Annotated in this window: 29 protein-coding genes; 7 read left to right on the top strand and 22 right to left on the bottom strand. The window is 30.8% G+C overall.

What is annotated here, in order from left to right:
* Positions 1-114: 114 nt before the first annotated feature.
* The 3 genes from ABD935_RS06505 to ABD935_RS06495 all read right to left on the bottom strand — a co-directional run bounded on the left by ABD935_RS06505 (position 115) and on the right by ABD935_RS06495 (position 4,012).
* On the bottom strand, positions 115-2,835 hold the full coding sequence (locus ABD935_RS06505; protein WP_345190907.1) for a M14 family zinc carboxypeptidase: 2,721 nt from the start codon (positions 2,833-2,835) through the stop codon (positions 115-117).
* A 410-nt stretch (positions 2,836-3,245) separates the two neighbouring features.
* Positions 3,246-3,620, bottom strand: a complete 375-nt coding sequence (locus tag ABD935_RS06500; RefSeq protein WP_345190906.1) for a GerW family sporulation protein — start codon at positions 3,618-3,620, stop codon at positions 3,246-3,248.
* An 11-nt stretch (positions 3,621-3,631) separates the two neighbouring features.
* Positions 3,632-4,012 (bottom strand): hypothetical protein, encoded by a 381-nt coding sequence (locus ABD935_RS06495; protein ID WP_345190905.1) that lies wholly within the window; start codon positions 4,010-4,012, stop codon positions 3,632-3,634.
* A gap of 400 nt (positions 4,013-4,412) precedes the next feature.
* Here ABD935_RS06495 and ABD935_RS06490 point away from each other — a divergent pair, with 400 nt between their 5' ends.
* Positions 4,413-5,408, top strand: coding sequence for an NAD(P)-dependent oxidoreductase (locus ABD935_RS06490; protein ID WP_345190904.1), 996 nt, complete (start codon positions 4,413-4,415; stop codon positions 5,406-5,408).
* Between the two features lie 15 nt (positions 5,409-5,423).
* On the opposite strand, the gene ABD935_RS06485 is transcribed toward ABD935_RS06490, so the two are convergent.
* The 4 genes from ABD935_RS06485 to ABD935_RS06470 all read right to left on the bottom strand — a co-directional run bounded on the left by ABD935_RS06485 (position 5,424) and on the right by ABD935_RS06470 (position 7,929).
* Positions 5,424-6,356 (bottom strand): L,D-transpeptidase, encoded by a 933-nt coding sequence (locus ABD935_RS06485; RefSeq protein WP_345190902.1) that lies wholly within the window; start codon positions 6,354-6,356, stop codon positions 5,424-5,426.
* A 16-nt stretch (positions 6,357-6,372) separates the two neighbouring features.
* Positions 6,373-7,092 carry a peroxiredoxin gene (locus ABD935_RS06480; protein ID WP_345190901.1) on the bottom strand — a complete coding sequence of 240 codons (720 nt, stop codon included), beginning with the start codon at positions 7,090-7,092 and terminating at the stop codon, positions 6,373-6,375.
* A gap of 4 nt (positions 7,093-7,096) precedes the next feature.
* On the bottom strand, positions 7,097-7,366 hold the full coding sequence (locus ABD935_RS06475; protein ID WP_345190899.1) for a heavy-metal-associated domain-containing protein: 270 nt from the start codon (positions 7,364-7,366) through the stop codon (positions 7,097-7,099).
* 155 nt (positions 7,367-7,521) lie between these two features.
* Positions 7,522-7,929 carry a CBS domain-containing protein gene (locus ABD935_RS06470; protein WP_345190898.1) on the bottom strand — a complete coding sequence of 136 codons (408 nt, stop codon included), beginning with the start codon at positions 7,927-7,929 and terminating at the stop codon, positions 7,522-7,524.
* Positions 7,930-8,056: 127 nt separating this feature from the next.
* Here ABD935_RS06470 and ABD935_RS06465 point away from each other — a divergent pair, with 127 nt between their 5' ends.
* Both ABD935_RS06465 and ABD935_RS06460 read left to right on the top strand, forming a co-directional pair.
* Positions 8,057-8,425 (top strand): hypothetical protein, encoded by a 369-nt coding sequence (locus ABD935_RS06465; protein WP_345190897.1) that lies wholly within the window; start codon positions 8,057-8,059, stop codon positions 8,423-8,425.
* Positions 8,426-8,431: 6 nt separating this feature from the next.
* A complete protein-coding gene (locus ABD935_RS06460) occupies positions 8,432-10,129 on the top strand; it encodes an ABC1 kinase family protein (RefSeq protein WP_345190896.1) in 1,698 nt (565 codons plus the stop codon).
* A 75-nt stretch (positions 10,130-10,204) separates the two neighbouring features.
* Here the strand turns inward: ABD935_RS06460 and ABD935_RS06455 are convergent, their stop codons facing one another.
* Both ABD935_RS06455 and ABD935_RS06450 read right to left on the bottom strand, forming a co-directional pair.
* Positions 10,205-10,807: a hypothetical protein gene (locus ABD935_RS06455; protein ID WP_345190894.1), complete on the bottom strand. Its 603-nt coding sequence runs from the start codon at positions 10,805-10,807 to the stop codon at positions 10,205-10,207.
* 63 nt (positions 10,808-10,870) lie between these two features.
* Complete coding sequence (locus ABD935_RS06450) at positions 10,871-11,662, bottom strand: patatin-like phospholipase family protein (RefSeq protein WP_345190893.1); 792 nt, start codon at positions 11,660-11,662, stop codon at positions 10,871-10,873.
* A 153-nt stretch (positions 11,663-11,815) separates the two neighbouring features.
* Between ABD935_RS06450 and ABD935_RS06445 the strand changes: the two genes are divergently transcribed.
* From ABD935_RS06445 to ABD935_RS06435, 3 genes are read left to right on the top strand one after another with little or no spacing between them, the layout of a single operon-like run.
* Complete coding sequence (locus ABD935_RS06445; protein ID WP_345190892.1) at positions 11,816-12,586, top strand: MlaE family ABC transporter permease; 771 nt, start codon at positions 11,816-11,818, stop codon at positions 12,584-12,586.
* Positions 12,587-12,646: 60 nt separating this feature from the next.
* Positions 12,647-13,369 (top strand): ABC transporter ATP-binding protein, encoded by a 723-nt coding sequence (locus ABD935_RS06440; protein ID WP_425550202.1) that lies wholly within the window; start codon positions 12,647-12,649, stop codon positions 13,367-13,369.
* Between the two features lie 12 nt (positions 13,370-13,381).
* On the top strand, positions 13,382-14,371 hold the full coding sequence (locus ABD935_RS06435) for an MlaD family protein (protein WP_345190889.1): 990 nt from the start codon (positions 13,382-13,384) through the stop codon (positions 14,369-14,371).
* 35 nt (positions 14,372-14,406) lie between these two features.
* Here the strand turns inward: ABD935_RS06435 and ABD935_RS06430 are convergent, their stop codons facing one another.
* The 13 genes from ABD935_RS06430 to ABD935_RS06370 all read right to left on the bottom strand — a co-directional run bounded on the left by ABD935_RS06430 (position 14,407) and on the right by ABD935_RS06370 (position 25,981).
* Positions 14,407-16,707 carry a glycosyltransferase gene (locus ABD935_RS06430; protein ID WP_345190887.1) on the bottom strand — a complete coding sequence of 767 codons (2,301 nt, stop codon included), beginning with the start codon at positions 16,705-16,707 and terminating at the stop codon, positions 14,407-14,409.
* A 7-nt stretch (positions 16,708-16,714) separates the two neighbouring features.
* The gene (locus ABD935_RS06425; protein WP_345190886.1) at positions 16,715-17,752 is read right to left on the bottom strand and encodes a glycoside hydrolase family 130 protein; all 1,038 of its coding nucleotides are present in this window, start codon (positions 17,750-17,752) and stop codon (positions 16,715-16,717) included.
* Positions 17,753-17,884: 132 nt separating this feature from the next.
* Entirely contained in the window at positions 17,885-18,781 is an 897-nt protein-coding gene (locus tag ABD935_RS06420) for a universal stress protein (protein ID WP_345190885.1), read from the bottom strand.
* Between the two features lie 100 nt (positions 18,782-18,881).
* Positions 18,882-19,097, bottom strand: a complete 216-nt coding sequence (locus ABD935_RS06415; protein WP_345190914.1) for a DUF6920 family protein — start codon at positions 19,095-19,097, stop codon at positions 18,882-18,884.
* Positions 19,098-19,147: 50 nt separating this feature from the next.
* Positions 19,148-19,555 carry a hypothetical protein gene (locus ABD935_RS06410; protein WP_345190883.1) on the bottom strand — a complete coding sequence of 136 codons (408 nt, stop codon included), beginning with the start codon at positions 19,553-19,555 and terminating at the stop codon, positions 19,148-19,150.
* Positions 19,556-19,644: 89 nt separating this feature from the next.
* A complete protein-coding gene (locus ABD935_RS06405) occupies positions 19,645-20,142 on the bottom strand; it encodes a nicotinate-nucleotide adenylyltransferase (protein ID WP_345190881.1) in 498 nt (165 codons plus the stop codon).
* 96 nt (positions 20,143-20,238) lie between these two features.
* Positions 20,239-20,760, bottom strand: a complete 522-nt coding sequence (locus ABD935_RS06400; protein ID WP_345190880.1) for a pyridoxamine 5'-phosphate oxidase family protein — start codon at positions 20,758-20,760, stop codon at positions 20,239-20,241.
* Positions 20,761-20,773: 13 nt separating this feature from the next.
* Positions 20,774-21,286, bottom strand: coding sequence for a hypothetical protein (locus ABD935_RS06395; RefSeq protein WP_345190877.1), 513 nt, complete (start codon positions 21,284-21,286; stop codon positions 20,774-20,776).
* A 77-nt stretch (positions 21,287-21,363) separates the two neighbouring features.
* The gene (locus ABD935_RS06390; protein WP_345190876.1) at positions 21,364-22,437 is read right to left on the bottom strand and encodes a metallophosphoesterase; all 1,074 of its coding nucleotides are present in this window, start codon (positions 22,435-22,437) and stop codon (positions 21,364-21,366) included.
* A 174-nt stretch (positions 22,438-22,611) separates the two neighbouring features.
* Positions 22,612-23,199 (bottom strand): CDP-alcohol phosphatidyltransferase family protein, encoded by a 588-nt coding sequence (locus ABD935_RS06385; RefSeq protein ID WP_345190875.1) that lies wholly within the window; start codon positions 23,197-23,199, stop codon positions 22,612-22,614.
* A 146-nt stretch (positions 23,200-23,345) separates the two neighbouring features.
* The gene (locus ABD935_RS06380) at positions 23,346-24,239 is read right to left on the bottom strand and encodes a hypothetical protein (protein WP_345190873.1); all 894 of its coding nucleotides are present in this window, start codon (positions 24,237-24,239) and stop codon (positions 23,346-23,348) included.
* 65 nt (positions 24,240-24,304) lie between these two features.
* Positions 24,305-24,958: a DUF6799 domain-containing protein gene (locus tag ABD935_RS06375; RefSeq protein WP_345190872.1), complete on the bottom strand. Its 654-nt coding sequence runs from the start codon at positions 24,956-24,958 to the stop codon at positions 24,305-24,307.
* Positions 24,959-25,081: 123 nt separating this feature from the next.
* Positions 25,082-25,981, bottom strand: a complete 900-nt coding sequence (locus ABD935_RS06370; protein ID WP_345190871.1) for a mechanosensitive ion channel family protein — start codon at positions 25,979-25,981, stop codon at positions 25,082-25,084.
* Between the two features lie 102 nt (positions 25,982-26,083).
* On the opposite strand from ABD935_RS06370, the gene ABD935_RS06365 reads away from it, so the two are divergent.
* Positions 26,084-26,722, top strand: a complete 639-nt coding sequence (locus tag ABD935_RS06365) for a hypothetical protein (RefSeq protein ID WP_345190870.1) — start codon at positions 26,084-26,086, stop codon at positions 26,720-26,722.
* Positions 26,723-26,851 lie beyond the last annotated feature (129 nt).

Here is a 26,851-nt window from a genome sequence, read left to right as displayed (position 1 = left end):
AAATAAAATCGATGAAATGCAATTTGTGTTTTTAGTGTTCTGATTTTCAGTAAATTAAAAAAGGTGAGTTTTCTCTAAAAACCCACCTTTTTTAAATGTTGTATAAAAATCTCACTATTTTTTAACTAATTGCCTCATAGTGTTTTGACCACTTTTATTATTAGTTATTTTAAGAAAATAAAGACCTTGTTGTAACTTGTTTAAGTTTGAAATATTTATAATTTTATTATTACTTGATTGTATTTCGTTAAAAATAGTTCTTCCGTTAATGTCGAATAATAGAACATCTAAATCAATAGTGTTACTATAGTCTGTTAATTTAATAGAGATATTATCGTTAAACGGATTTGGATAAACCGTAGTTTCTCTTAATTCATTGTCTTCAACTTCAAGCGTGTTATTGGTTACACTAACTTGAACTGTAATCATATCATTACCACATTCTGCATTAGTACTGGTTAATACAACATCAAAAGTATTTGTTTCAAGGAAGGTGTAAGTTGGACTTGCACTAGTTGATGTGCCAATAAAATCTCCAAAATCCCATGAGTATGACGTGGCATCTGTTGAAGTATTTGTAAAAGTAACTTCACCATTGTTTAACGGATTTGCAACAAATGTAAAGTTTGCCGTTGGAGAAGGGTCAACAGTTACCACAACTTCTTTACGTGCACTTTTAATGCTTCCAATTTTCCAGTCATGGAAATAATGATATCTATTCGTTCCCTCGCTACTGTTTTTTATACTAATACTGCCATTTGTATAGGGGTAAGAAATTCCTGATGTGTTTCTGTATAGTCCGCCAGTACTAAAATCTTTACCTACTAAGCGTAAATTATTTGCTACTGGAATTATAAAATTGAGGTCAATAACTTGTATCCCAGAATTTACGTGTATAACAGTAGCGTCTAAAACATTTCCAGAACTATCTTGTAATTGCACTTCAACATCGCCTGAAGAGTTCGCGTTAATAGTTACTTGTTCTAAGGTAACGGATTCTGTGCAATCAAAAATTAAATATCTTCCAGAAGAAGTATGGTTGCGACCACCTGAATTATTACTTGTATTACCAACATTTGATTTTGAAATTACATCTTCAACAAAATAGCTAGTTGTACTTGTTAAATTTGGTGTGGTATAGCTTGCTCCTGTATATATAGAAGTCGTTGCATTTTCAGCATCATACCACTTTAAAGTTCCTGTTCCAGAAGCATTTAGTGTCGTAGTTCCAGAATCGCATAATTGATCGTCTGAAGCTGTTGGTTTAGCAGTTGTAGCTACTAAGGTTACATTCTGGATGGTTTTAGTATCATCAACAGCTGTTACACTAATATCTTGAGAAAGATACCCAGGCGCAGAATATGTTACGGTATAAGTTCCACCTTTTATTAATTTATAATAGTCACCATGATCTGGGTTAGAAAATACATGGGAATTTAGTTTATCATGCCCAGAAATGGCTATTTGTGCAACAACTGGGTTTCCAGACTCATCGGTTACAATACCTTGAAAACCATTATTTACTTGTTTTATGTAATCAAGAAATGCTTGTTTGTTAAAAGTCCATAGCGAAGGTAACTCAGCTGGGTCTATAAATTTTTCAAAAGCCAATTCTACTGTTACTTCTTTTGAGTGTTGGTAATAGTTTGAATAATCTTGACGACCACCATAAACTTGATACCAAATAACACCTTGAGTAACTCCTGGGCTAGAAGGGTTTTCTGGGTCATCATATTCAACAGTCATATAATTTGGATGATTTGAAACACCACCCGCACTTCTGCCACTAACGCCAGAATAATAGTTAACTGGACTATCATTTTGTGCATTTACTGCATATTCATTAGAAATGTATTCATAAAAATCATGATCAGCATGTTTTGTAAACGTATTATCATAAGGGTAATTAACAACCTCAGTACCATCATGGAAATTAGCAGAAAGCACAAAATCTCTAGAATCTGCAAGTGCCATAAAAGCTAGGGTTTCGTTTTCGTATGTCCCATCGTAATGTATACCGGCCACATTATCAGGATAGTTTCTGTTTAAATCTTGACCGTTTGAATTTGCTCTTACTGGACTTGTAATCGTGTTGTTGCCTGTGCTACCATAGGTTCCATCTGGGTTTGCCAACGGATTTATGAATATTTCAGTTGAATCAACAATATTTTTTACCTCAGAATCACTTCCATAATTTGAAAGTAAATAATCAATTAAATGAATCATAAGTGGATAACCGGTAATCTCATTACCGTGCATTGATGAGGTGTATAAAAATTCTGGTTCCGCTTCTTCAGTAGCTACATTGTCAGAAATTTTTAGAACTAATAAAGCTCTTCCGTTTGCGGTTGTACCAATAGTTTGTAATGAACATAATGTTGGATAATCAGTTACAAAACTATTCATTTTTGCTATATACTGAGAGTAGGTTGGGTAGGCATCCCAAGTCGTATCCCAAGCGGCCATCATTTTTGAATTTTTAGATTTTGCTAAAATGGCTTCTTTAGATGTGCCACTTTTATGGGCATCAAAAAGCAATTCATTGTCACCCTTATTAACTTGGTATGGTAAGCCGTATTCTAAAAACTTTGCAAATGTTTTTTTGTTTGCATAGGCTTCGGCGGTTAAGTCGTTTTTGTCAACATGACCATGACCTAATGATAGAAACCTTGAAATTTCTTTAAATTGTTCAGGACTATTAGCCTGAAAAGTGAAGCATACTTCACCTTTAGTATTTAAGTAATTTTCTGCTTTTTGTTTGTTAGTGTTGTTTTGAGCAGTAAGAGAGAATACAGCACACATTACTATAAGCAAATTGAGAGTAATTTTTTTCATCAGATTTGAGAGTTTAATAACATTTTATGAAGCAAATATAGAATAATAATTTAAAAAAACTCCATGAAACGCAAAAAAAACCGATGAAATGCATTTTGTTTTAATGCTTATATTTTTAATTGATTGATATTAAGTGTTTTAAAAACATGTTTGTATATACCTTTATTTTATAAATACATTTTTAAGGGTACTAATTATTAGTCATCATGCTTTTTTAACCAATGAACCTTTGACTAACATTGCAGATATAACAATTTATAATTTAGATTGTTGGATTGATAATAAGACATGAGAAAACGAACTTTAATTTAACCTATCTGTAACAAAATAACAGACTGAATGCATTTATTTTTCAATTAAAAACATTCAGTCTGTACTGTTGGCCACTACAAACTTTCAGTTGACATGAATTAAGTTGTCATCTCATCTTTAGTTCTTTTATCAACAATCTTTTCAATCAAGTCTGGCACTTTCTCAAAAGCAGCTGCTAAACCATGTATTTTTCCAGCTTCAATAAAAGAGATTTCTTCTTCTTTTGTTACTAGAAAACCTACAGGTTCTATGCCGACACCAGCTCCTCCACCAGCTCCTTGACCTTTTCTGGCATTCTTTTTGGTCTCAACGCCTTCACCTGCACCGGAACCAAATCCCATACCCACTTTAATTACTGGAACACATTTAAATTTTCCTAATTCAAATTGTTCGCCTACAACAGTATCTGTTTTGGCTTCTGTTTTAATAAAGTCAGTAATCTTACTTAATAATTCTTCAAAATGTAAATCCATAATGCAATAATTTAAAGGTTAATAAATGATTTAATAATATTGATTGGTCTATTTTTAATAATTATAACCAATTGATTTTTTCCTTGAAAATTTATATGAAATTTTCCTATGTTATAATTCAGCAATACAAATAATGGATACAATTTGGCATTCAATATGTAATTTCCAGTATCCATATTTATATAAAACTGTTTTATTTTAAATGTTTTTAATAGTTTATAAATTCTAATAAAAGACATGTGTCTTTTAGGTTTGGTTACATGTTTTTTCTTAGCCTTCTTTGGTTTGTTTGCACGCCTTTTTTTTAAAGGATAGATATAATATTTCATAAACAAAATATTTAATCGTATTCTAAAAACCTCCTCATCATGTCTTTCTAAATTCGCTTTCATTAAGCCTTGCAATTGTATATAATATTGGTTGGACGTTGTATCAATACATATACTAATAGGTACTAGTAGCAAGGAAACTAAAAGTATTAGAAACAGTGTTATGACTATAAAAAGAGTCATGATTAAATTTTGATTTAAAGTATTGAACAACAGGCATATAAAGCAATGATATTGATCAGCTTTGTTAATAAGTCTGATTTATATCATTGTTGCTTTTTGTGAAAAAGAATAATTTTGCTTAACATAAAACTATTACGGAACCACCTTTACTATGTAATCATTAAGATATTATCAGTGTGTTGTATTCAGCGATATTGTTGAAAATCAATAGTTATATTAATGTAATTGTTATTTAAAAATCACTCGATAAAAAATAAATTATTTCTAAATATTAATCAAGATGAAAGTACTTGTCTTTAGTGCCAAAAAATTTGAAATACCTTATTTAGAAAGCGCAAATAAGAGAAAACATAAACTAACTTTTATTGATGATGCACTATCGTCTGAAACAGCAATGAAAGCTATTGGTTTTGATGGGATTTCTATATTTTCGGCTGATGATGCTTCAGATTTGGTTATAGAAAAACTAAAAGATTTTAAAATTAAGTTTATCTCATTACGTTCTGTTGGTTACGATAATGTTAACATAAATACAGCTTCAAGGTTAAACATAAAAGTGGCCCATGTACCATCATACTCTCCATATGCCATAGCAGAACATGCTGTAGCCTTATTGTTAGCATTAAACCGAAGGCTAATTGAATCTAGCCAACGTGTAAAAAGAAGAAATTTTGATTTAAGCAACCTAACAGGTGTCGATTTAAATAATAAAACCATAGGGATTATAGGTACGGGTAGGATAGGTTCTGTTATGGCTAAAATAATGCATGGTTTTGGTTGTAAATTAATGGGACATGATATTGAAGTAAATAATGAATTGGTAGAAAAGTATAATATGCAATACATGTCTTTGGAAGATTTATGTAAAGGATCAGATATTATTTCATTGCACGTGCCTTTAAATACGAAGACGCATCACTTAATAGATAAATATTTAATTGAAAAAATGAAAGAAGGCGTAATCATTATTAACACCGCTAGAGGTGCTGTTTTGAATACGGAACATGTTATTAATGGGCTTAAAGATAATATAATCGGAGCTTTAGGAATAGATGTATATGAAAATGAAAAAAGACTGTTTTTTAAAGATCGCTCTTATGATTACCCTAATGATGATATTATCATTAAATTAAATGCTATTCCTAATGTTTTAATCACAGGTCATCATGCATTCTTAACAGATGAAGCACTTACCAACATAGCAGAGACAACCATTTATAATATAGACTGTTGGAATGAGGGCAAGAAAACGGAAAATGAATTAACAAATTCTTAAATATCAGTAATTGTATTATCTGTTGTAGCCATAAATATCTTTTAACGTTACTTTTTTGCCCTTTTCGTCAATTACATTTAAATCGTATCTTATATTGATTTTCGTACCAATAGGTGCATAATAATAAATAACCCATGCATCCGCTTCTTTAGTGCCAATACAACCATTTGAATAGGCCTTGTTTAAGGTTATTGGATTAGTTGTAGGATGAATGAGTTGTCCATTTCTTACGCCATTTATTTCGGTTACTATAAAAGGGATTTGTGGCAATTTAGTAACTTTTTTATCATCACGATTGGTTGCAAAATATTGACGCCCGTTTGCTGGGTTGTAATAACTTGGGTTACGAACGTGATTTACAATGAAACCATGGCCTGTTTCAGTTTTTAAATCTATAACTCTACCTGCCATTTTAAGATATTTTTTCTCATGCCTTCCAACCCGTATTGGAAACTCAAAAAGGTTAGTGGAATCTTTAATAATACGTAGTTTGAATTCGGGAATATTTATATCTATAAATGTGTTTCTAAATGAATTTAGAAGTTTTGTGGCCGTTATGGAATCAGGAATTGTTATAACAGCGCCTTTCGGCAAAACAATCATTTTTTTTTGATTATATACAAATGAATCTCGCGCTTTCATTCTATAATAATCCGTATTTTGAAGTGTGTCTATAATCCAAGAATTAGCCCTAACCAAAAGGTGTTCGCTTAATTTATATGGTGTTATGGAATCATATTTATGAACAATGGAATCCAAAAAATCAAAATACTTACCAATCGTAATTGGAGTATCAACTACAATGTTTTTTGAACTAGGAATTGAAGCCGTTTCATCTGAAACATTATAAAACGCAATAAGGTTATCATCTTCTTTAGGGCAGCAAAACTTTAATGTAACTAACAAGATGATTACCAAGGAAAGGGGAAAACTTATTTTTGGTAACATCCTGTTAGTTTTTAAATTAATTTTTTAATATCTTACTTAGAATAGTGTTTTTATCTAATTTTTTAGTGCAGAAAAACCAATCTTCACATGTTAATCCATCTTTGCTAGTCATACGTTCTTCTGCTACGTTGCATGATCCTGCTGGCGAAATAATGACATCGTCTCCAGGGTTCCAATCCGCAGGTGTTGCAACCGCAAATTTATCAGATGTTTGCATAGCAATTAAGGCTCTATATAATTCATCAAAATTTCTGCCTAAACTTAAAGGGTAGTATATTAAAGCTCTAACTATGCCTTTTGGGTCAATAAAGAAAACGGCTCTAACGGCTTGAGTTTCGCTTTCGCCTGGTTGGATCATCCCATATTTTTTAGCAACATTCATGGTAATATCTTCAATTAAAGGGAATTTTACTTCTATGTTTTTCATCCCTTTAAACTCAATTTTTTCTTTAATGGTTCTTAACCAAGCAATATGGCTATATAATCCATCAATAGAAAGTCCTATCAACTCACAATTGGCTTTAGCAAATTTGCTTTCCAGATGTGCAAAGGTCATAAATTCAGAAGTACATACTGGTGTGAAATCTGCTGGGTGGCTAAATAAAATGACCCATTTACCTTTGTAATCTTCAGGGAAATTAACTTCACCTTGAGTTGTTGTCGCTTTAAATTTAGGTGCTCTGTCTCCAATTCTAGGCAAAGACACCATGGTTTCTTGTTCCTGTATTGTTTCCATTTTTTTATTTTTTAATTCTCCCTATTTTGCAACTCACGTATGATTTTGTTTTTTCACCCAAATCATTTTTTTTATCAAATGGTGAATAGCCAATATTTGATAATATTTGTTTTACCTCTTCAACATCTGCTTTGTTTTCATGTTCAAATGTAATTGTGGCATATTGAAATTTAATTGATATGTTGGAATTGCTTTTTAGCGCAGAAAGCCTATTTATTAAAGTGGTTTCACAGGTGCCACATTTTAAATTTTGTAAGTATAAAGTGGTTTTCATTAGGACTCATTATTTATAGAAATAAAGATACATTTATGAGAAAAATACAGAAATGATAACCATCAGTCTTGGTAGAATATTATTGAAAATTTTAAAAGAGAGAGATTACGAATTAGTGTCTGTTTACGATTAGGTACTAAATATAACGCCATGTATCACTTGGAATTATCTAAGAAAAATTTAATAATATCGGCAGTAGAGACAATGCCTGCTATTTTATTGTTTTCAAGAATAGGAACGGCATGATAATATCCCTTAGCTAAAACTTTAGCAACATCCTCAATAGTTGCGCTAGTCGTTAAATAAAAAGGCTTTTGAGTCATTATATCTTTAACTTTTAGCTCTTTATAGATTTTATTATCATCACTAATTCCAGCGCCGGCAATATTATACATAAAGTCTATTAAACTTACCATGCCTACTAATACGTCATTTTTAGTAACAGGAATGTGATGGTGCCATTTCTTTTTCTCATAAATATGCTTAACATCCAAAAGATGTTGTTCTGGAGAAATACAAACCACGTTTTTAGTCATTATTGTTGTTATCGAATTGGATTTCATGAGCTTAAAATTAATGTTTTAGTCTACTTTAAATTTAAACCATTACCTGAGAAACCAAAATGATGAATATCATGTTAAATGATATAATTTGTCAATATATTTAGTATGAAGTTAAATACCATCTATTATGAAAACAAAAACAATTTTAGAACTACTCACATTAAGTTCTAGTATTTATTATTTAGCAAAAGACACTAAGTTTCTAGATAAAATAAGTGAGTTTTCAGAAAAAGGAAAAGATAATCTCAATAAAATTGTGACCGAATCTCAATTAGACGATAATGGGAATGAATTGGAATTTGCAGATAAAATAATTTTAAAAACCCATGAATTAAAAGAAGAGCTAAATGAAAAAATTGAAGAACTAATTGTCAAGTTTTACAAAAAAATAAATGTGGCACACTTAGATGAAATTAAGGCTTTAAATGAAAAACTTGAAAAACTAGATGCCACTATAGCGCTATTAGAAGCCCGGTTAAATAAATTAGAAGCTTAAAAAGAAATGGGAATTTTAAATGGGATTGGGAAGAATTTTAGATCTATCTCTAGGTACAACCAAATACTTAAAGTTTTAATAAAATATGGATTTGAAAATTTGGTAGAATACTTAGAGGAGGGCAATCAATATAGTTTTATGCGAAAATTAGTTCCTAAAGCTTGGAGACAACATGCTATGGCATATAGCAAATGGGCAAAAATGAGACTGGTATGTGAAGAGTTAGGACCTACGTTTGTGAAATTCGGGCAAATTTTAAGTAATAGACCGGATTTAGTGCCTTTAGAATTAACTTTTGAGTTGGCAAAACTTCATGACAATGTACCGCCAATGTTAGAAGGCGTTGCTAAACACGTTGTAGAAACAGAGTTAAAAGATAAAGTAGAAAACCTATTTGCTTGGTTTGAACCAACACCGTTTGCATCAGCATCCATAGCGCAAGTGCATAATGTAACTTTACACTCTGGTAAGCGTGTTGCTTTAAAAGTCCAACGAGCTGGGATTGATAAAGTTATTTTAGAAGACATTAAGGCCATGTATAAAATTGCAGAGGTTTTAGAAAGAAGAATTCCTTCTTTAAAAAGCTTTGATCCAACTGGGATTGTTGAAAACTTTGAAGATTCCATACTAAAAGAAATTGATTTTATTAATGAATCTATTAATATTCAAAGGTTTTATAATAATCTTGAAAATGATAACTCATTAGATCAATTTGCTGAGGCACCTAAAGTATATTCTGCTTTTACAACTTCAAAAGTTTTAGCTATGGAGTTTATTTCTGGAATTAAAATCAATCAACTTGATAAGTTAAGAGCTAAAAATTTTGATACTAAAGTTATTGCTAGAAGACTTACTATAAGCTATTTTAAACAAATTTTTGAATATGGTTTCTTTCACGCCGATCCGCATCCAGGAAATTTATTGGTACTCCCGAATAGCCATATTTGTTATTTGGACTTTGGCATGATGGGAAGTATGCTCCCTAGAGATGTTTCCATTTTTAGTAAATTATTCGTAGCTATTACGAACAAGGATGTGAAAAATGTAATTAAAATGCTACAACAACTATCTAATAATGCACCTATTAGAAACATGAGGGATTTGGAGTTTGATATTAATGAATTTGTAGAAAAATATTATGTGAGAGATATTCATGAAAATGAAATGAGTACGGTTTTATTGGAACTAAAAGATATTATCATTGACCATGGCTTAAAAGTTCCTACTTATTTCTTCCTTTTTGCCAGGTCTTTAGTTACCGTTGAAGGTGTTATTAATAATTTGGATCCTACCTTAGAACAATTTGAAATTGCAAAACCATATTTAAGAACAACTGTAACTAAAAAATATAACCCTTTTAAAATGGGAAAAAAAGTTGCAAATTCTATTGTGGAGTTTACGGATTATATGGAAGAATTTCCATCAGATTTAAAGAATGCGATACGTAGAATAAATACTGGTCAAGTTAAAGTAGACTTAACCCATAAGGGTATAGATCCTATGGTGCGCACATTACAAAGAATAACAAAACAGATCATTATAGCCTTTATTATGGTGGCCTTAATTATTGGAGCGTCATTGTTTATAGTTTTTGAAATACAGCCACTATGGAAAGGCATTTCGGTATTAGGTATATTCAGTTTTATTTTTGCTGTAATTTTGGGGTTTCGTGTTAGAATGAATATTAAAAAAGGGGAATATTAATTTCCCTAAGTAACATGATAAGTTTTAAATGAAAAAAGCACAATTTACATTGTGCTTTTTTCATTATTAAATAGGTTAAGTTTGGGAAAATGCTTTTTTAAAATGATCAAAAGCTTCAGAGATTTCATTTTGAAAATGCTCTAGTTTTGTTTCTTCTTTTTTCTTTCCATATTTACCTTTAAACTTATCAATAAAGGAATTGAAATCTTTTTTTCCTTTTTCAAAAGTGTCTTTAGCTTCTCTTTTATCTTTATTAAACTTTTGCTCTAATATCTCTAACTGAATTTTAAACTGTTCTATTTCAATTAGTGTTAAAGCATACATTCTATTTAAAGTTTCATTGGTTTTTATTTTTACTTCAATATCATGAAGTATTAAAAGTATTTGCTTTTTTTGTTTTTTAAATATCTCTTTAGTTTCAGCTTTTCCTAAAGCCAATTGTACGCGTAGTTCATCAAACTTGGTGTTAAGTTCTTCTATTTTTTCTTTAATCCCTTTTATTTTAAACTCGCTATCATGTATGAATACGTTAAATTTCTTTTTAACCTCTTCATACTTATCTTGAGCTTCTGCTTTTCCTAAGGCAGCTTTTACTTGAAATTCCTCTAGCTCTACTGCAGATTTTCTAAGCGCTTCTATAACTTTATCAACAAATTGAATGTCTTGTGTCTTTTTCATGATTATTAGATTTTTATTGCTATTAAATATCAAAATAAGTCCTAAATTAGGCAATGATTATTATCAGTTTTGAATTGGTTTAGGTAAATGCTTTAGCTTAAGTAATACCTCTGGTGTTAGTGCTTTTTTTGCGGCATTGTAACCTATTTTAAAGATATCCTCAATGTGATTTGTGTCAAAAGTACCATATTTGCTTAATTCTTTAGGCGAAATAACTAAATCGCATGTATCGAATTTTTTATAATCTACCTTAGCCGATTTTAGTTTAAATGCACGCTCCACAACGTTATACGAATGTTTTAAATCCTTTATGGTTATTGCATTAAAGCCATTAACATAACTTCCTATAATAATATCGCTTTTAGATTTTAAAGCATTAACAGGAAAATTGTTAAGTGCTCCACCATCAACATAATAGGAGTCTTTAATTTTTACTGGTGCAAAAATCCCTGGAATTGCTGCAGAAGCCAAAATGGGTTTTATAAGTTCACCTTCGGTAAATACGGTAAGGTGTCCTTCCAAAATATCTGTGGCAGTAATGGTTAGCGACTTTTTAAGTACATTAAAATTATCCTCTTTTATATAAGTGTTAAATTTTGGGTAAAACTTTTCTGTATCGATAATACCTGGTTTTCCAAGTGCGTATTTTTTTAAATCCAATATTTGAATACTTTTAAAGAATGCCAACATAGCTTCCCAATTATAACCATAAGCATAAAGCGCCCCCACAATAGCACCAGAGCTTGTTCCAGCAATATGTGTTGCATATAAGTCACATTCTTCTAAAGCCTTTATGACTCCAATATGCGCTGCGCCTCGCATGCCTCCTCCAGATAATACTAAACCTAAATCCATCTGCTACATAAATAACATTAAAAGTATAGTTAACTAACTAAAAGTATAGCTAACTCGCTGCTATTGCAATGATATTCATCAGTAACTATATGATTTTAATCATTTTATATGTAATTGTGATGTCATAAATTTAATTAATATAATATCTGCTTTATGTTGAAATTAATCAAAATAAAGTCTTTTTTAACGGAGATTGGTGAAATCACATATTTTGCACGTCGATTTTTTAAAGAACTTTTCAGCAAACCTTTCGAGTTTAATGAGTTATTAAGGCAATGTTATAGTATAGGAAACAAGTCCTTATTATTAGTTGGTGTTACGGGTTTTATTATTGGTTTGGTAATAACCCTACAAACCCGACCAACATTAGAAGAATTTGGTGCTGAATCTTGGATGCCTTCTATGGTAAGCATTTCCATTATTAGAGAAATTGGTCCCGTAATAATAGCTTTAACATTTGCAGGGCGTATTGCTTCTGGCATAGGTGCCGAATTAGGTTCTATGCGGGTAACCGAGCAAATTGATGCCATGGAGGTTTCGGGCACCAATCCCTTTAAATATTTAGTAGTTACAAGAATTTTAGCAGCAACACTTATGCTGCCCATATTAGTTATTTTAGGTGATGCCATAGCCCTATATGGTTCTTATCTTATTGAAAACATTAAAGGCGAAGTATCGTTTCAATTATATTTTAATAAAGTATTTGATTCTCTCGAATTTGGAGATATTGTTCCAGCAACGATTAAAACGTATTTCTTCGGTTTTGCAATCGGGCTTGTTGGATGTTTTAAAGGGTATTACTGTAAAAAAGGAACAGTAGGCGTGGGGTTGGCAGCAAATTCTGCTGTGGTGTTTTCATCTATGCTATTGTTTATAATCGACTTTGTTGCTGTATTTGTAACCGATATATTTTTTGAAATTTAAAAGATGAAACAAATACAAAACATACAAGAAGGAATTGAAACGGTAGTCTCTAAAAAGGTAATGCTTGAAATTAAAGATTTAAAAAAGGCCTTTGGCAATAACCAAGTTTTAAATGGATTTAATTTAGAGCTTTTTGAAGGTGAAAACCTTGTTATAATGGGCAAATCGGGTTCTGGAAAGTCAGTAATGATAAAATGTTTGGTCGGTTTAATGCAAGCAGATTCTGGTAGTATAAAAGTAATGGATAAGGATATTACCACATTAAACCGTATGGATTTAGATGAATTGCGTACCGAAATCGGGTTTCTATTTCAAGGAAGTGCTTTATATGATTCCATGACGGTAAGAGAAAATTTAGAGTTTCCTTTAAGGAGGCACAAACACAAATTTGGAACTATTACCGATACGACTCAATTGGTTACCGAAGCCTTAGAAAGTGTTGGATTGGCGGATGCTATAGATTTAATGCCTGCCGAACTTTCTGGGGGTATGAAACGTCGCGTAGCATTAGCTAGAACCTTAATATTAAAACCGAAAATTATTTTATATGATGAGCCCACAAGTGGGCTGGACCCTATAACTGCTAAAGAAATCATAGAGCTTATGCGTCGTATTCAGCGTCAGTATAAAACATCATCACTTATTATAACCCATGATGTTGATTGTGCACGAGTTGTATCCGAACGCATGATTTTATTGGTAGATGGTATAAATTATGCCGAAGGCACTTTTGAGGAATTAAAAGCATCAAAAGATGAAAAGGTGAAAGCGTTTTTTAAATAAAACATAGTAATCATGCAAAAAACAATAAACGAAAAACTAAAACTAGGAATTTTTGTTATTATAGGATTATTCATTTTTATAGTAGCCATTTATTTTATTGGTCAACGTCAAAATATATTTGCTAAAACTTTTTCAATAAGCACCAATTTTAATAATGTTAATGGACTAATAAATGGTAACAATGTGCGTTATTCTGGTATTAATGTTGGTACGGTAAAGTCCATAACTATGATAAACGATTCTACAATAAATGTAGTTATGTTAATAGATGAAAAAATGATAAATCATATTAAAAAGGATGCTATTGCAACTATAGGGACAGATGGATTGGTAGGAAATATGATTGTAAATATTATTCCTGGAGATGGGGTTAATGGATCTATTTCATCTGGAGATGTTATCAAGTCATATACAAAAATTGGAACTTCAGATATGTTAAATACCTTAAGTGTTACCAATGAAAATGCTGCTTTATTAACAGCCAAATTATTAAAAATAGCTGATGCTATGGCAAATAGTAAAGGCACATTTGGAATGCTTATAAACGATACTATTGTGTCTAACAATCTTAAACAAACTGTAAATCAGTTGAGAATTACGAGTATTGAAGCATCAAAATCTATAAAAGAGTTAAACGGTATAATTTCTTCAATCAACTTTAATGAAAGTATTGCTGGTACTTTATTGAATGATTCTTTGCAATCTCAAAAAATAAAAAACATTATTACTAATTTGGAAAATTCCACCAGTGAAATAACTGATGTTATTATTAATATGAATGAAACTATTGCCAATGCGAAAGAAGGCGAGGGGGCCCTAAATTACCTTTCAAATGATGTTGAATTTGTTGAAAGTCTTAAAGAAACTATTAAAAATATTAATGAAGGTACAGATAAGTTCAACCAAAATATGGAAGCTTTTAAGCATAATTTTTTAACGCGTGGTTATTTTAGAAAATTGGAACGACAACAGCAAAAAGAGGATAAAAAGCAAAAAGATTAAGCATCATATTATCAGTTCCTGCTATTTGAGTAAATTTAAGCATTTAAAATAGCAGGAAAAATATGGTCCCATTGCCGTTTAGACTTGGCTTTACGGTACGAATATACGGTTACTTTTCTATTATATTTATCCATTATCATTTGAGCTTTAAAAAAGCATAGCGTGGATTCTGCTCCTTGATTAATATTTACGTGGGTATCTTCTAAACCATCGTAAGAAGCACCGTTTTCAGGATTATACATAATTTGGTTAAGGTGGTTGTTTCCTAAAAACCAGCTAAAGGCAATTTCAAGTTGATTTTTATATTTAATTTTTCCAGTTATTCTATAAAATAAATCTAAAGCAATAATAGTAGTCGCTATTTCTATAGGTTGTTCACCATGAAATTTACGTTCATTTTTTTTCTTAAACCATCCTCTATTTGATATTACTTTTATTTGACGCTTCATAAAATATTGTGATAATAAAAAATCAAAAGTAATTTCAGCTATTTTTTTATAATCTTCGTTTTTTGTCATTAAGTAACTATACATCATGGCTTCTGGCAATATATTATTGGCATAAGTGAGGTAGTCTTCATACCAATGCCAACCTTCTTCATAGTTTACTTTGTAGTGTTGTAAAAGCTTATTTGCCAAACTTTCCACTTTAATTTTAATCAATATATCAGAGTTGGTTGTATAATAATGGCACAGTCCTTTAATTGCATAAGCAATGGCTCTTGGTGAATTAATTTCATCTATTCTTTCTATAGTTTTTTGTAAACATTTTTCGGCACGTTGAATAAACCCTATAGGCAGTTTTTCCTGATGCCCTATAACGTATCCCAAGCTCCAAATAGCCCTTCCATTGGCATCTTCAAGATTAGTTTTATAATTATTCTTTGTTAACTCGAGTTTATAGTTCATATAATTGTCAAACCAACCATTATCTCTTTGTATGTTTTCTATAAAGCTTAGATAAATATCTGCGTAGTTAAGCACACTCTTTTTTCCATATAAATTATAATGCATCACCATATTTATTAGAGCTCTAGCATTATCATCTAAAGTATAGCCTGAGTTTATGTCTGGCTCACTAAAATTTGAAAATTGTAGTATACCGTGATTGGTAGTAAGTTTTTGAATATGATTCAGCTTAATTGGTGGTAAATTAAATCTTAGGTCTTCTATGCGCTCTGTTAGTTTTCCAAAAAGTAACCCGTATTTTATGGCTACATTTTCCCAAGTTGAATATCGAATATTCGCAAAAGCATTTTTAGCTATTTTAGTACGCTTATTTTTATTTTCTATGAGATCTAATATGTTATACTTAAGCTCATTACTATCTCCAAAATTTTCTAACAGTACACCATTTTCGTTTTTTAAAACTTCTATTGCATGAGGTATAGGATTCGAAATTACTGCACATCCACAACTAAGCGCATATACTAATGTACCACTAACAGCTTGGTTAGGATCTTTAGATGTGAATAAATAGATATTTGATAGTGTTAAATATTCGAGGAGTTGCTTTAACTCTAAATATTTATTAATGAAAATTATATGGTCTTGAAGCTTAAGTTTTCTAGTAATTTCTAACAGCCGATTGCGATAAGCTTCACCTTCTTTTTTTATGATTTCGGGATGTGTTTTTCCTATTACCAAGTAAACCACATTAGGGTGTTTTTTAACAACATCTTTTAAAGCATATAAAGCAGTTTCTATATTTTTATTTTCACTAAGCAGGCCAAATGTTGACAATACCATTTTATCACGGTATCCATACTTAATTTTTAATGCTTTTTTCTGTTCCCAAAGTACAGTGTGAGTACCGTGCGGGATAATTATAACTTTGTGTTGTGCACATTTATAGTCTTCTACAAGTATTTTTTTAGATTTATTAGTAAGTGCAATAAGTCTATCTGAAAGTGTTTCTATGGTTTGAATCACTTTTTTCCGTTTTTCATCTGGATTTGGCAATACCGTATGAAAAACCGTTATTACCGGTTTATTCAATGCAAGTAAGAATGCTAATAAATAATCTCCATGAACCCCACCATATAAACCAAATTCGTGTTGTATACAAACTAAACCAATATCATTTCTTTCGTTAATTTTTTCAGCAATCAAACTGTAATTTTCTAGAATTGAGGTAAATAATATATAGGACACTTCTTCTCCATACGATAGTTTGGGTTCTTCATTTTGCAATGCGCATACTTCTATGGGCAGTGTACTTCCAAACATACTACTTATGGCATTAACGGTATCATTAGAAAAAGTTGCTATTCCGCATTTTCTTGGTGGGTATGAGCCAACAACTAACATTTTTATTCCTCTTTCTAAAAATTTCATAGTTTTTTTAAGGTTGTTTTCTTAATTCCTGTAACAGTTTATTTAAGCTCATTTTTACGACACCAGTGTACGTATCTGCCGCACCATAATACACATATAAATCGTCACCAAATATGGCATGCCCAGTAGGGAAAACAACATTATCTACAACACCATGTTTTTCCCATTTTTTTGTTGGAGAAAATAAAGGATATGGTAACCTTGATATTTCAATTTCTGGTTTATCTATATTCAATAAAGCTGCTTTTGCATGGTAAGTACGCCCTTTTGTTGTTTCCTGAACCCCGTGGTAAATTAACAACCAACCGAATTCAGTTTCTATTGGAGGGCCTCCAGCACCAATATAATTAACTTCAAAAATGCCTTTTGGGTCTAAAACTATATAATCTGTTAAATTCTTAATATAATCTTCCCAAAAACTTTTTGTTAAATCTTTCCAGTCGTCAAAATAAACGATTTGAATCCCAGGCCAAATACGGTGTAACATGGCAAATTTTCCGTTTATTTTTTTTGGAAATAATACAATATCCTTATCTCTTAAAAGTCTGTGTTTTTCATCTACCAATCCAATTTTGGCAAAAAGACGAAAGTAATGGTGGTATTTAGGGTTTAGTCCTTTTTTATCACAACATTTAACTAAGTTTTCGTACTCTTTATAATTGACTTGTGGGGTTATAATGCCCTGTTTCTCAAAGTGCACTAAATCTTTTGAGGTAGCCAAAGCCCCCAAGGTATTTATGCCATCATAAGCCGTATAAAGTATGTAATAAGTATCGTCAATTTTTGTGATTCTTGCATCCTCTACACCGTGTTTCTCATAATCTAAATCTCTTGTTATTAAAGGATAATTATAGCGTTCTTTTATTTTGTATGGACCATCTGTTTTTGCATACCCAATGGTAGAAAAATTACCGTGTTGTACTGCCCTGTAAAGGATATGAACCGTATCTCCATCTTGGTAAATACCAGGATTAAAGACACCATCGTTTTCGAATTCGTTTTCTGTTGGGCTCAAAAGAATTCCGTATTTTTCTAACCCCTTCATCTGTTTGTTTATTTTTGAATCTGTTTCCGTGAAACTATAAAAACAGCTTAAAAATACATTAGATGAAGGGTATTACAAATGATATCAATCAGTTAGATTAATATTAATTGTTTTTTGATTTTGATAGCTTAATCAATACGCTAATTTGTTTTTGGAGTTATTTACGTTTGTATTTTGAAGTTTAATTTTAGTGCTATGTTTATTAAACGCAAGTATGGGTATCTCTACCGAAGCTTCCATATCTTTCACTAAATCTTTATGAAAAACATTAGAAAAACTCCATCCATGTTTGCGTTCTAACATAGCTAACATGCTTGCTTTTCCATTGTTCAAAACACTTAATAAACCCAATTTTATTTTACTAGACAAAATACTTCTAAATGTTATTTCTGGATAAGAAACCTGTTTTAAAAGTATGTTTTTAAACTTTTCCATGTTTTCTCGTGCTAGGTGTTTATTCATTTCATAAACATGTACAATTTCTATAAGTGCTTCAAATGGTCTTGCTATTTCTATAAGTTTTTTAATCGATAAAATATCTGCTTCCTCAAAATCAGTAGCATATACTATAGTTTCAAGAACATTATAGGGTATATGATTTGGTACAATTAATAATGGTGCTTCAATTTTATCAAGTAATAAATTGGCAATATTACCAGAAAAATAACCTCTAGTACTATGGCTGTCTTTCATACCTATAATAATTAAATCTGGGCTTAATATTTTAGAAAGGCGCAAAACGCTATCGGAAACAGAGCTGTTTTCAACCACATGAAAAGTAATAGGTTTTTGGCAAAATTCATTTTTAAGATGTTCTGCACAATATTTGTTTACAAGTTCTATTTGCTCTTTGTGCATTCTTTTTTTCAATGACTCTAAAGGCTGAATAGTTGAAAGATTAATTGGAGGAAAATTGTAAACGTGTAAAATATGTAACTCTGCTTTCATAATAGCGCTAAAACGATAGGCATATTTTAACGTTGAAGCAGCATTGGAAGTACAATCTGTAGCATATAGTATGGTTTTCATTATAATGTGTTTTTAACTTAGTAAAATTAGAGGAATTGCTTAGTTTTTGAAATGATATTTATCATAATAGCCATCATATGTTTTTTTGCTTGGCGCCGGTTTACTTAGTTTCATATGGGTTTAGTGTATTATATTCTAAATCTGTAATTTCAAGATTTAACCAATTAAAATCGCCTTCTTTTAATTGCCAAGAAACTTCATATTTATATGGAATTTTATAGCCATTAAAGACTTTGTGATCTGTCATATTGACAACCCGTTTTTCTAGTTTTGAACCCTCATTTCCACCAAAATAACGGTAGGTTTCAAAGGCAATTAATCGCCTTTAGTGTTAAACTTGAAAATTCCTGAAACACTTTCTATACGTCATTTAATAAGTAAATTGGTATTAGATGGTTTAATGCTCTGAAATGTTTTTATGGACTCTTTTTGAACCTTATTGTTAAATTGAAAATTGCCGTAAGCAACAAGACTAACTAACAAAATAACAATATTTATAAATGTGCCAAATTTTGCATCTTTCCTATATGTAACAATTAAAAATTGAGAAATAATAACTGCAATAAAGGCTATTGTAAACCACCATTTAATTTTTAAAAAGAAAAGAAAAACAATAAGCAAAAATAAAAAAGAGGCGAAAGCCCAAAGCACTCCTAGAGGTTTAGGGATACTTTGGGTCAATAGATTAATTTCTGTAAGTTGAAAGGCTTTTGTAAAACCCATTAAATGTATAAGACCATGAGAGAGTAGGATAATAGTGAAAACCCATTTCATATTTTCATGATTATAAATATCTGTAGTTTGTAATAGCTTTAGAAGCTATACAGCATACAAACACTCTATTGAATATTGAAAACTAGTTACTATTTAAAATCTCCAAAATCATCCACTTTAACCTTAATACGCTTTTTACCATTCTCAAGGGTAACTTTATATAACTTTCTTATGTTGCCAGATTCGTGATAATTAACTAGGTATATGTTTTTCGATATTGCCCAGTTAGGGAACCTTTTAGTAATTGCTTTTGAAACAGGGAATGGTAATTTAATGTTTTTATATCTTTCAGCTGTACTTAATAGGTTGCCATCCTTATCATAGGAAGCCAGTACTTTACCTTCGGGAATTATAAAATAAACATCATATAGATCATATTCTTCCGAATAGACATCCAATTCCTTAACATCAAAATCACTTACTTTTAACTGTAGATTTTCAACAGGTACAGCCAAATCTTCCGAGCCTGCAGCGCTTAGGTACATATAGTTATGGACTATGTGCACTTCAGGGAGCTGTATTGGGTCTTGCGCATAAATTTGGGTGGTTAATCCCATTATAAATAAACCAAAAATTAATTTTTTCATAATTCAAATATTTAAGTGTTAATATAAAATAAAGCTATGCATATTAGTTAAGTCTCAAAATGATAACCATCAGTTGTTTAGTGTTTTGTAAGATGTTTAATAGCTTTGGGATTCCATATCTTTCTTATGCTTTTTAAAGAAGGGTTCTGACATGGTATCTTGTTCATAATTACGCTCCTTACCAGTAATTTCATGAATATTTATACGGTAAACTATTGGTTTGGCCTCTGGATTGGTCTTACCAGTAATTTGTGGAATAAATCTAAGCTCCTTTTTTTCTTTTTCAGCGATAAGTTTTTTTACACCAATTGAAAACTTATGTAATTCATATTTTGCATCTGGGCCTTTTAGTTCTTCAAAGGCACCTTGGACCAATACAGATTTCCAATTGTCAATAGCTTTTATTTCAACAACTTCGAGTGCAACAAGATTGTTTAATTTTAAAGCTCTGGTTTTATGCCCCTCACCAGTATAGCCAATAATTGTAATGTTTTTTTTATCATAAAAATAAGTAACCGGGATTACAAAAGGTAAATTTTTATATATGTAAGCCAAATGACCTATGTAATTGTCATTAAGTATTTTTAAGCATTGCTGTGTGTTCATGTCTGTTATCATTGTTTTTAGTGTTTTATTGTTTTAATAAAGGAGTTAACTTTTTAATAATTTTACTTGAATAAGATTCTGAGTTTTCTAATTTAGATTCACATGTGATGGTATCAACATTTTCCATTTTGAAGGTGCCTTTACCTGAAGTAGTTAATACAATAATTCTATCCTGAAAATCTTTTGTGCTATCAATAAATGTCTGTACATCAACAGGTGGTTTCCAATTCTCCCATGTGTGCATTACTACTATAGCATTGTAATTTTTTGGTTCTATTTTTTGTAGTGAGGACACATCAATAACTTTAATGAATATAGAATCTTGCTTGTAATGATCTATAATCCGTTTGGTTATTGCATCTTTAAATTCACTGCCTTGAGTAGCAATGATAAGTTTCTTGTTTAAGTTAGGAGTATTCACTTCGTATGCCTCTACCTTATACATGGAATATTCATATTTATACCAAATTACTAAGGATAAAAACAAGGCGCCAATTATTAAAATGGTTAGAGTTATTTTATTTTTACGAGACATCATGACTTAAACGATAGGTTTAAACAACAATATATTTTATATATGTTTTTTAGCCAATGATATAAATCAGTCTGAAATTTCTAATGGTGTTTTTTACAACTCAATTCAATAAGTGTTATCTCAGGTCGCATGCCTAGCCTTCCAGGAAAACCTATCCAGCCCAGACCCCTATTTACATATAAATATTGATTTTTATGTTTGTACATACCGGCCCAATGTTGATATTTATATTTTATAGGGCTCCAAGTATTGCCTTTTAAATTAATGGCAGCTTGCATACCATGTGTATGACCTGAAAGTGTTAGGGCTATATCGGTTTTTTCAATTATTTCTTCATTCCAATGTGTTGGGTCATGAGACAGTAAAATTTTAAAGGGCATATGCGATGCGTTTTTTAAGGCAGTATTCAAATCCCCATATTGTTTAAAAGGTGGATTTCCCCAATTTTCAACACCAATAATGGCTATTCTTTCATTATTAACATCAATAATTTGAGATTCATTTAACAACAATTTAAAATCGATGTCTTTATAAAATTGTTTAATGGCATTAAAGTTTTCTTGTTTAGCCTCTATGCTGTCCCATTCGCTATAATCGCCATAATCGTGGTTTCCCAAAACAGCATATTTTCCTTTTTTTGCTACTAGTTTTTTAAATACTTTTTTCCAACCTATAAGCTCCCATGCATAATTGTTTACCAAATCACCAGTAAAAAATATAACATCTGGTTGTAAGCTATTAATACTTTTTATCGCTTTTTCTAGTACATGAAATCTGTAATTAAATCCACCTAAATGCAAATCGGATATTTGAACAATTTTTAACCCATCAAATGCTTTAGGCAAATTTTGAAATTGTATTTTAGGATGATAAATTTTGAAATTATATACCGCATTAAAAATGGCATACATAATAATAAAAAAAGGTAAAAAGCCAGAAAACAGCCCAATTAAAGGTATGATTATAATGGACTCCATTTCAGAAAACATATAGTTAGTAAAAAAGAGAATTGAAATAATAACAATAAATAATATTTTAGGAATAAATGAAGAAACCGTAAGGCCGTATAACGAAGAAACGATTAAACTTTTACGTCTAGGACTAATATTGTCTAAAGTGATTTTAAGCACTATAATGGCGGTTGTTAAACCCATTGTAAAGACCCAAAACAGTATGTTTATTAATGTTTTTAAAAAAGCTGAGGGTAGTAAAGCGGTTACGGATTGCAACCAATAAAATGATATGATATCTACTAGTAATATCGCTAAGCATAAAAGCAAAATAGTAAATAACGAATAGCTGCGCATATTTGAATTACCGTATTAATATTATTTCTTTTTTAACCGTCGTTTGTCACGTAATGCCCAATAAATACCTTTTACGTCCGAAGCCCAATTATCGTACATAAAAATGAGGGTAATTTCTTCAAAAGTTTCTAATAAACCTATGATGATCATGATATAAAACAGGGTGTATTCTGGGTTAAAGAATAATGACCATAGTATAAACAGACTTTGAAGCATTGCCGAAAGTTTTGCTAAATAGGTGTGAAATGCTGTTGATTTGCCATATTTAAAATAAGCAATAATCATTTGTAAAATATAAGGTATAAATGCTATCAGTATTAAAACGATGTTTGTTTTGATAAAATTAGGTTCAAAATAAAAAAGCCCTATTAACCCAATTATTAGGGTTACTTGGTCTCCAAACGAATCTAGTTGTGAGCCTCTTGGACTTGTTATTTTTAGCTTTCTAGCTAAAAAACCATCGATAGCATCAGTAGAATAACTTATTAAAAGAAGCCATGTGAAAACCAATTGCAAATCGAACCAAATCAAGGCCAATAAAAAAGGTGCAGCAATTATTCTATAAAATGAAAACCAATCGGCTATATTGAAGTTTTTAAATGTTAGCATGCCTCATTTCAATTTCAATAAAAATACAACGAGTTGGGCATAAAAAAAATGAGCAATGTCAGGTTCAAAGTCAATTTATATTAAAATAAAAACCCCTAGAAAACTCGTTATAGCATAAAATCTAAATACGAACAAGCCCCACTATTTTAAAATGTATAACTAGCACCAATGAGCCAATAGAATGAATTTTCTAAATCTTCTTCATAAATAACGTCTTCTGCGGTTAAAGTAGCGGGGGTTTTGGGGATTGCCCAAACTGGTAAAAATGTTATAGCAAAGGGTTTGTGTATGTACCAAATGGGTAAACTGAACTCAAACGCCATAAGGTCAAATTTTTCACTTTCATTTAGTACCACTGTTGTTTCTGTTATGGTTGTTCCTCCAGTTCCATGACCAGATCCCGAACCTTTTCGACTTCCAAGGCGAGTATTTATATAATATTCTTCGTAAAAATTTTGTGAGCCAAAGAAAACACCTATAGTTGGGGATATTTGAATTTTTTGATTTTTGGTAATAAAATCATGACTTATTTCCGATGACAAAATGATGTCAACCTTACCGTTAGTATTAAAAAAGGTAGTAGCAGATGCTGCTAAGTTTATAATGTTAAAATCATAACTAAACATAGCGGTAATATCTGCTTCAACTTCAGCAATAACATTATAACTATCACTATTAAAAAAGTATTTTGTAAAAGAGATATCTCCATCAAACTTTTTTATTGCAAAATCGTAGCCAACAGTACCTAAAAACAAATCAATTCTACTTTCGTTTGATTTAGTGAGGTATGAAAAAGAGCCTGTGGCATAAAATCCAGATTTGTTGTAATAGGAAATAGATGGATATAAATATGGGGCGCTAATGGAATCTTTCCTGCCTAAAAAAACAGCATCATTAATAAAACCTAGGCTTAATGAAAAGTAAGATGGGACCTTATCCTTAATTTGAAGATTTGTTTCAGAATTGTCTTGCCCAAATACACTATTATTTAATATGAAAAATAATATAAAGCCAAAAAGTTTAATTGCATGAGGTTTCATGGAAAATGTTTTGAAATTTGTAAAAAGGGATTTGTTGTTATACACAAATCCCCTTTTAGTTTTTATTAACTAGCCCCTTTTTTTTTGCTTGTTTTTTTTACAACCCTTTTTTGAACCTTTTTATTCATTAAAGGTTTGTTTACATTCATTTTTCTGTACTGATAGGTGTTTTTAAACATTTTCCCATCCATATTCAAACATTCTCCATCTTTTAAGCGTAACTGAGCACGGGCTTTAGTTTGATAGCTTCCATCTGGATTTACAACAGTTCCGTTATCCAATTTAATTTGCTCGCGTATTTGATTTTGAAACTGATTTCTAATTTGATAAGCTTCTCCATCAATCATCATTATTTGATATCTGTTTTGATTTCTTTCTTGAATTTGGGCTTGATCTAAGCCTTTGTTTTCTTGTTGCACTTTATAGCGGTACTGGTATTCGTTACGGTATTTTACACCATCATTGTCTAAACATTCGCCAGGTTTTAAGCGTAATTTAACTTGGTCTTTAGTTTGGTAGGTGCCGTTTGGATTTACAATAGTACCATCGTTTAAAGTGATTTTATCTTTTAACCTAATTTGATCACGATCTCTAATTTGTAAAACATCGCCATCCACCAACATAATTCTATCTCGGTCTCGATCCTGTACTTTGTCTTGTGCGGTAAGTGTACTAGTTACTAATACTATAATTACACTTAAAAAAAATATTTTTTTCATTGTAATGAAATTTTAAAATTAATAAGTTAAAAATAACTCTATGCAAAAATTACTACAATGATATTGGTCAGGTAAAATGCTGTTTATATGTAACTTAAGTTGCTTTTGTTCGGTTTTGTTTTATTATATAACCTTTACTTCAGGTATCTTTATCAACTCTAAAGTTGTTGAAGCCAAAATAACTTTGCCATTCGTTTTTTTAACTTCCTCGTGAATTCTATCATGTAATAGATGCCTAGTACTACGCCTCTTTTTATAATCCACAATATATCTTAGGTTAAATTGAATCCAATTATCAGTTAGTGTAATAGCCAAACTAGGTTCCACAACGGCATCTTCAATATAATACTTATTAACGACACCTTTCCATTGTGTTTTTGAATTGGATGTGTATTCGGAAAGTATTTCTGAAGCAATTTTAATAACTATGGATTTTGCCAACTCCATATCAGACCCATACCTAATTGGTAAATTTAATGCATCCCAAATAAAAGGAAAGTCTTGCGAGTAGTTATAAATGGGACCTTTAAATACAAAGGCATTACTTAGTTTTATAATACGCCCTGTGTAATTATCGCTTTCAACCCACTGACCAATTTCCATCATGGTTGTGTATATACTATCTACATCTATAACATCGCCTTTAATACCGTTAATTTCAATTCTATCGCTTGGTTTATATACTTTCACAATAAAAATATATAGAGAGCCAGCAATGCTTAAAAAAAGTTCTTGAAGCGTAAAAGCAATGCCCGCGGTAAATAGGCCAATAATTAACGTAAAATCTTTGATGCTACCCGTGAAATAGGAAAAGGATAAAATAATCAAAATAATGTAGCCTATAATTTCTATACCTTTTTGTGATTTGTAGCGTGCTGAAGTATCTGTAACTTGTTTTTTTAAAAACCGTCTTATAAGTTGAATTAAAAAAAGAACAAAACCAACTAATATAGCATACTTAAAAATACTATAGAGTGTCGGATTTTGGGTAATCCATTCTTGAATAAATTCAATCCATTTCATATATCATAAAGTTAACTGTTGGGTTTTACACTAAAAATGATGAATATCATTTCAAGCTTAATGATTTAATTGTTCTTTTATTTATAATAAAAATTGGAAGTCATGAAAAAAGTAATTTATGCTTTTGGTATAATCTTAGTATTATCAAACTGCTCCTCTGCAAGAATGGTTGATAGTTGGAGGAGTCAAGAATACAATAATTATAAACCTAAAAAAGTGTTGATAGTAGGGGTAACCGAGAATTTAACCGCAAGAAAAAAGTTTGAATCACAATTAAAAACAGAACTAAAAATAAGGGGTATTGATGCTGTAGAGAGTTATGATGTGTTCGCACCTACTTTTACCAGTTTGAAACAAACCGAGGAAGATATTGAAAAAGAAGTAGAAAAAATATCTAACAATGGTTTTGATGCTATTTTAATTTCAGCAGTAAAAGGTGTTGATGAAAAAACAACTTACACTGGAGATTGGTATATAACAGATTATTATTGGCGTCGTTTTGGACGTTATTACTATTTATATCAAGATGTCTATTTTGATAGGGGGTATTATAATAAATATAAGATTTATAATATAGAATCTTCCCTGTATAACTTAAAAGAGAATAATGATAAATCCTTAGTATGGGTGGCGTCTTATAGTGTTGTAGACCCTTCTTCAATTAATACAACGGTTAATGATTATGTAAAAGCAATTATAAAGTCATTGGAAAACGAGGGCATTATTAATAAAATCAATTAGTTTTTTAGTGGTAATGAAATGAACAAATAGATGATAAACTTCTTGAAAGAAACCGAATAAAAAGATGTTTTTCAGATTCATTCCATGAGGCTTGCCCAGAGGTTTTTTTGATTTTTACAGAGACTTATA

It is taken from the genome of Algibacter agarivorans (assembly GCF_039543245.1).
GTDB lineage: Bacteria > Bacteroidota > Bacteroidia > Flavobacteriales > Flavobacteriaceae > Algibacter_G > Algibacter_G agarivorans.
The sequence above is the reverse complement of the archived record's forward strand: the minus strand, read 5'-3'. Positions and strand labels throughout refer to the sequence as shown.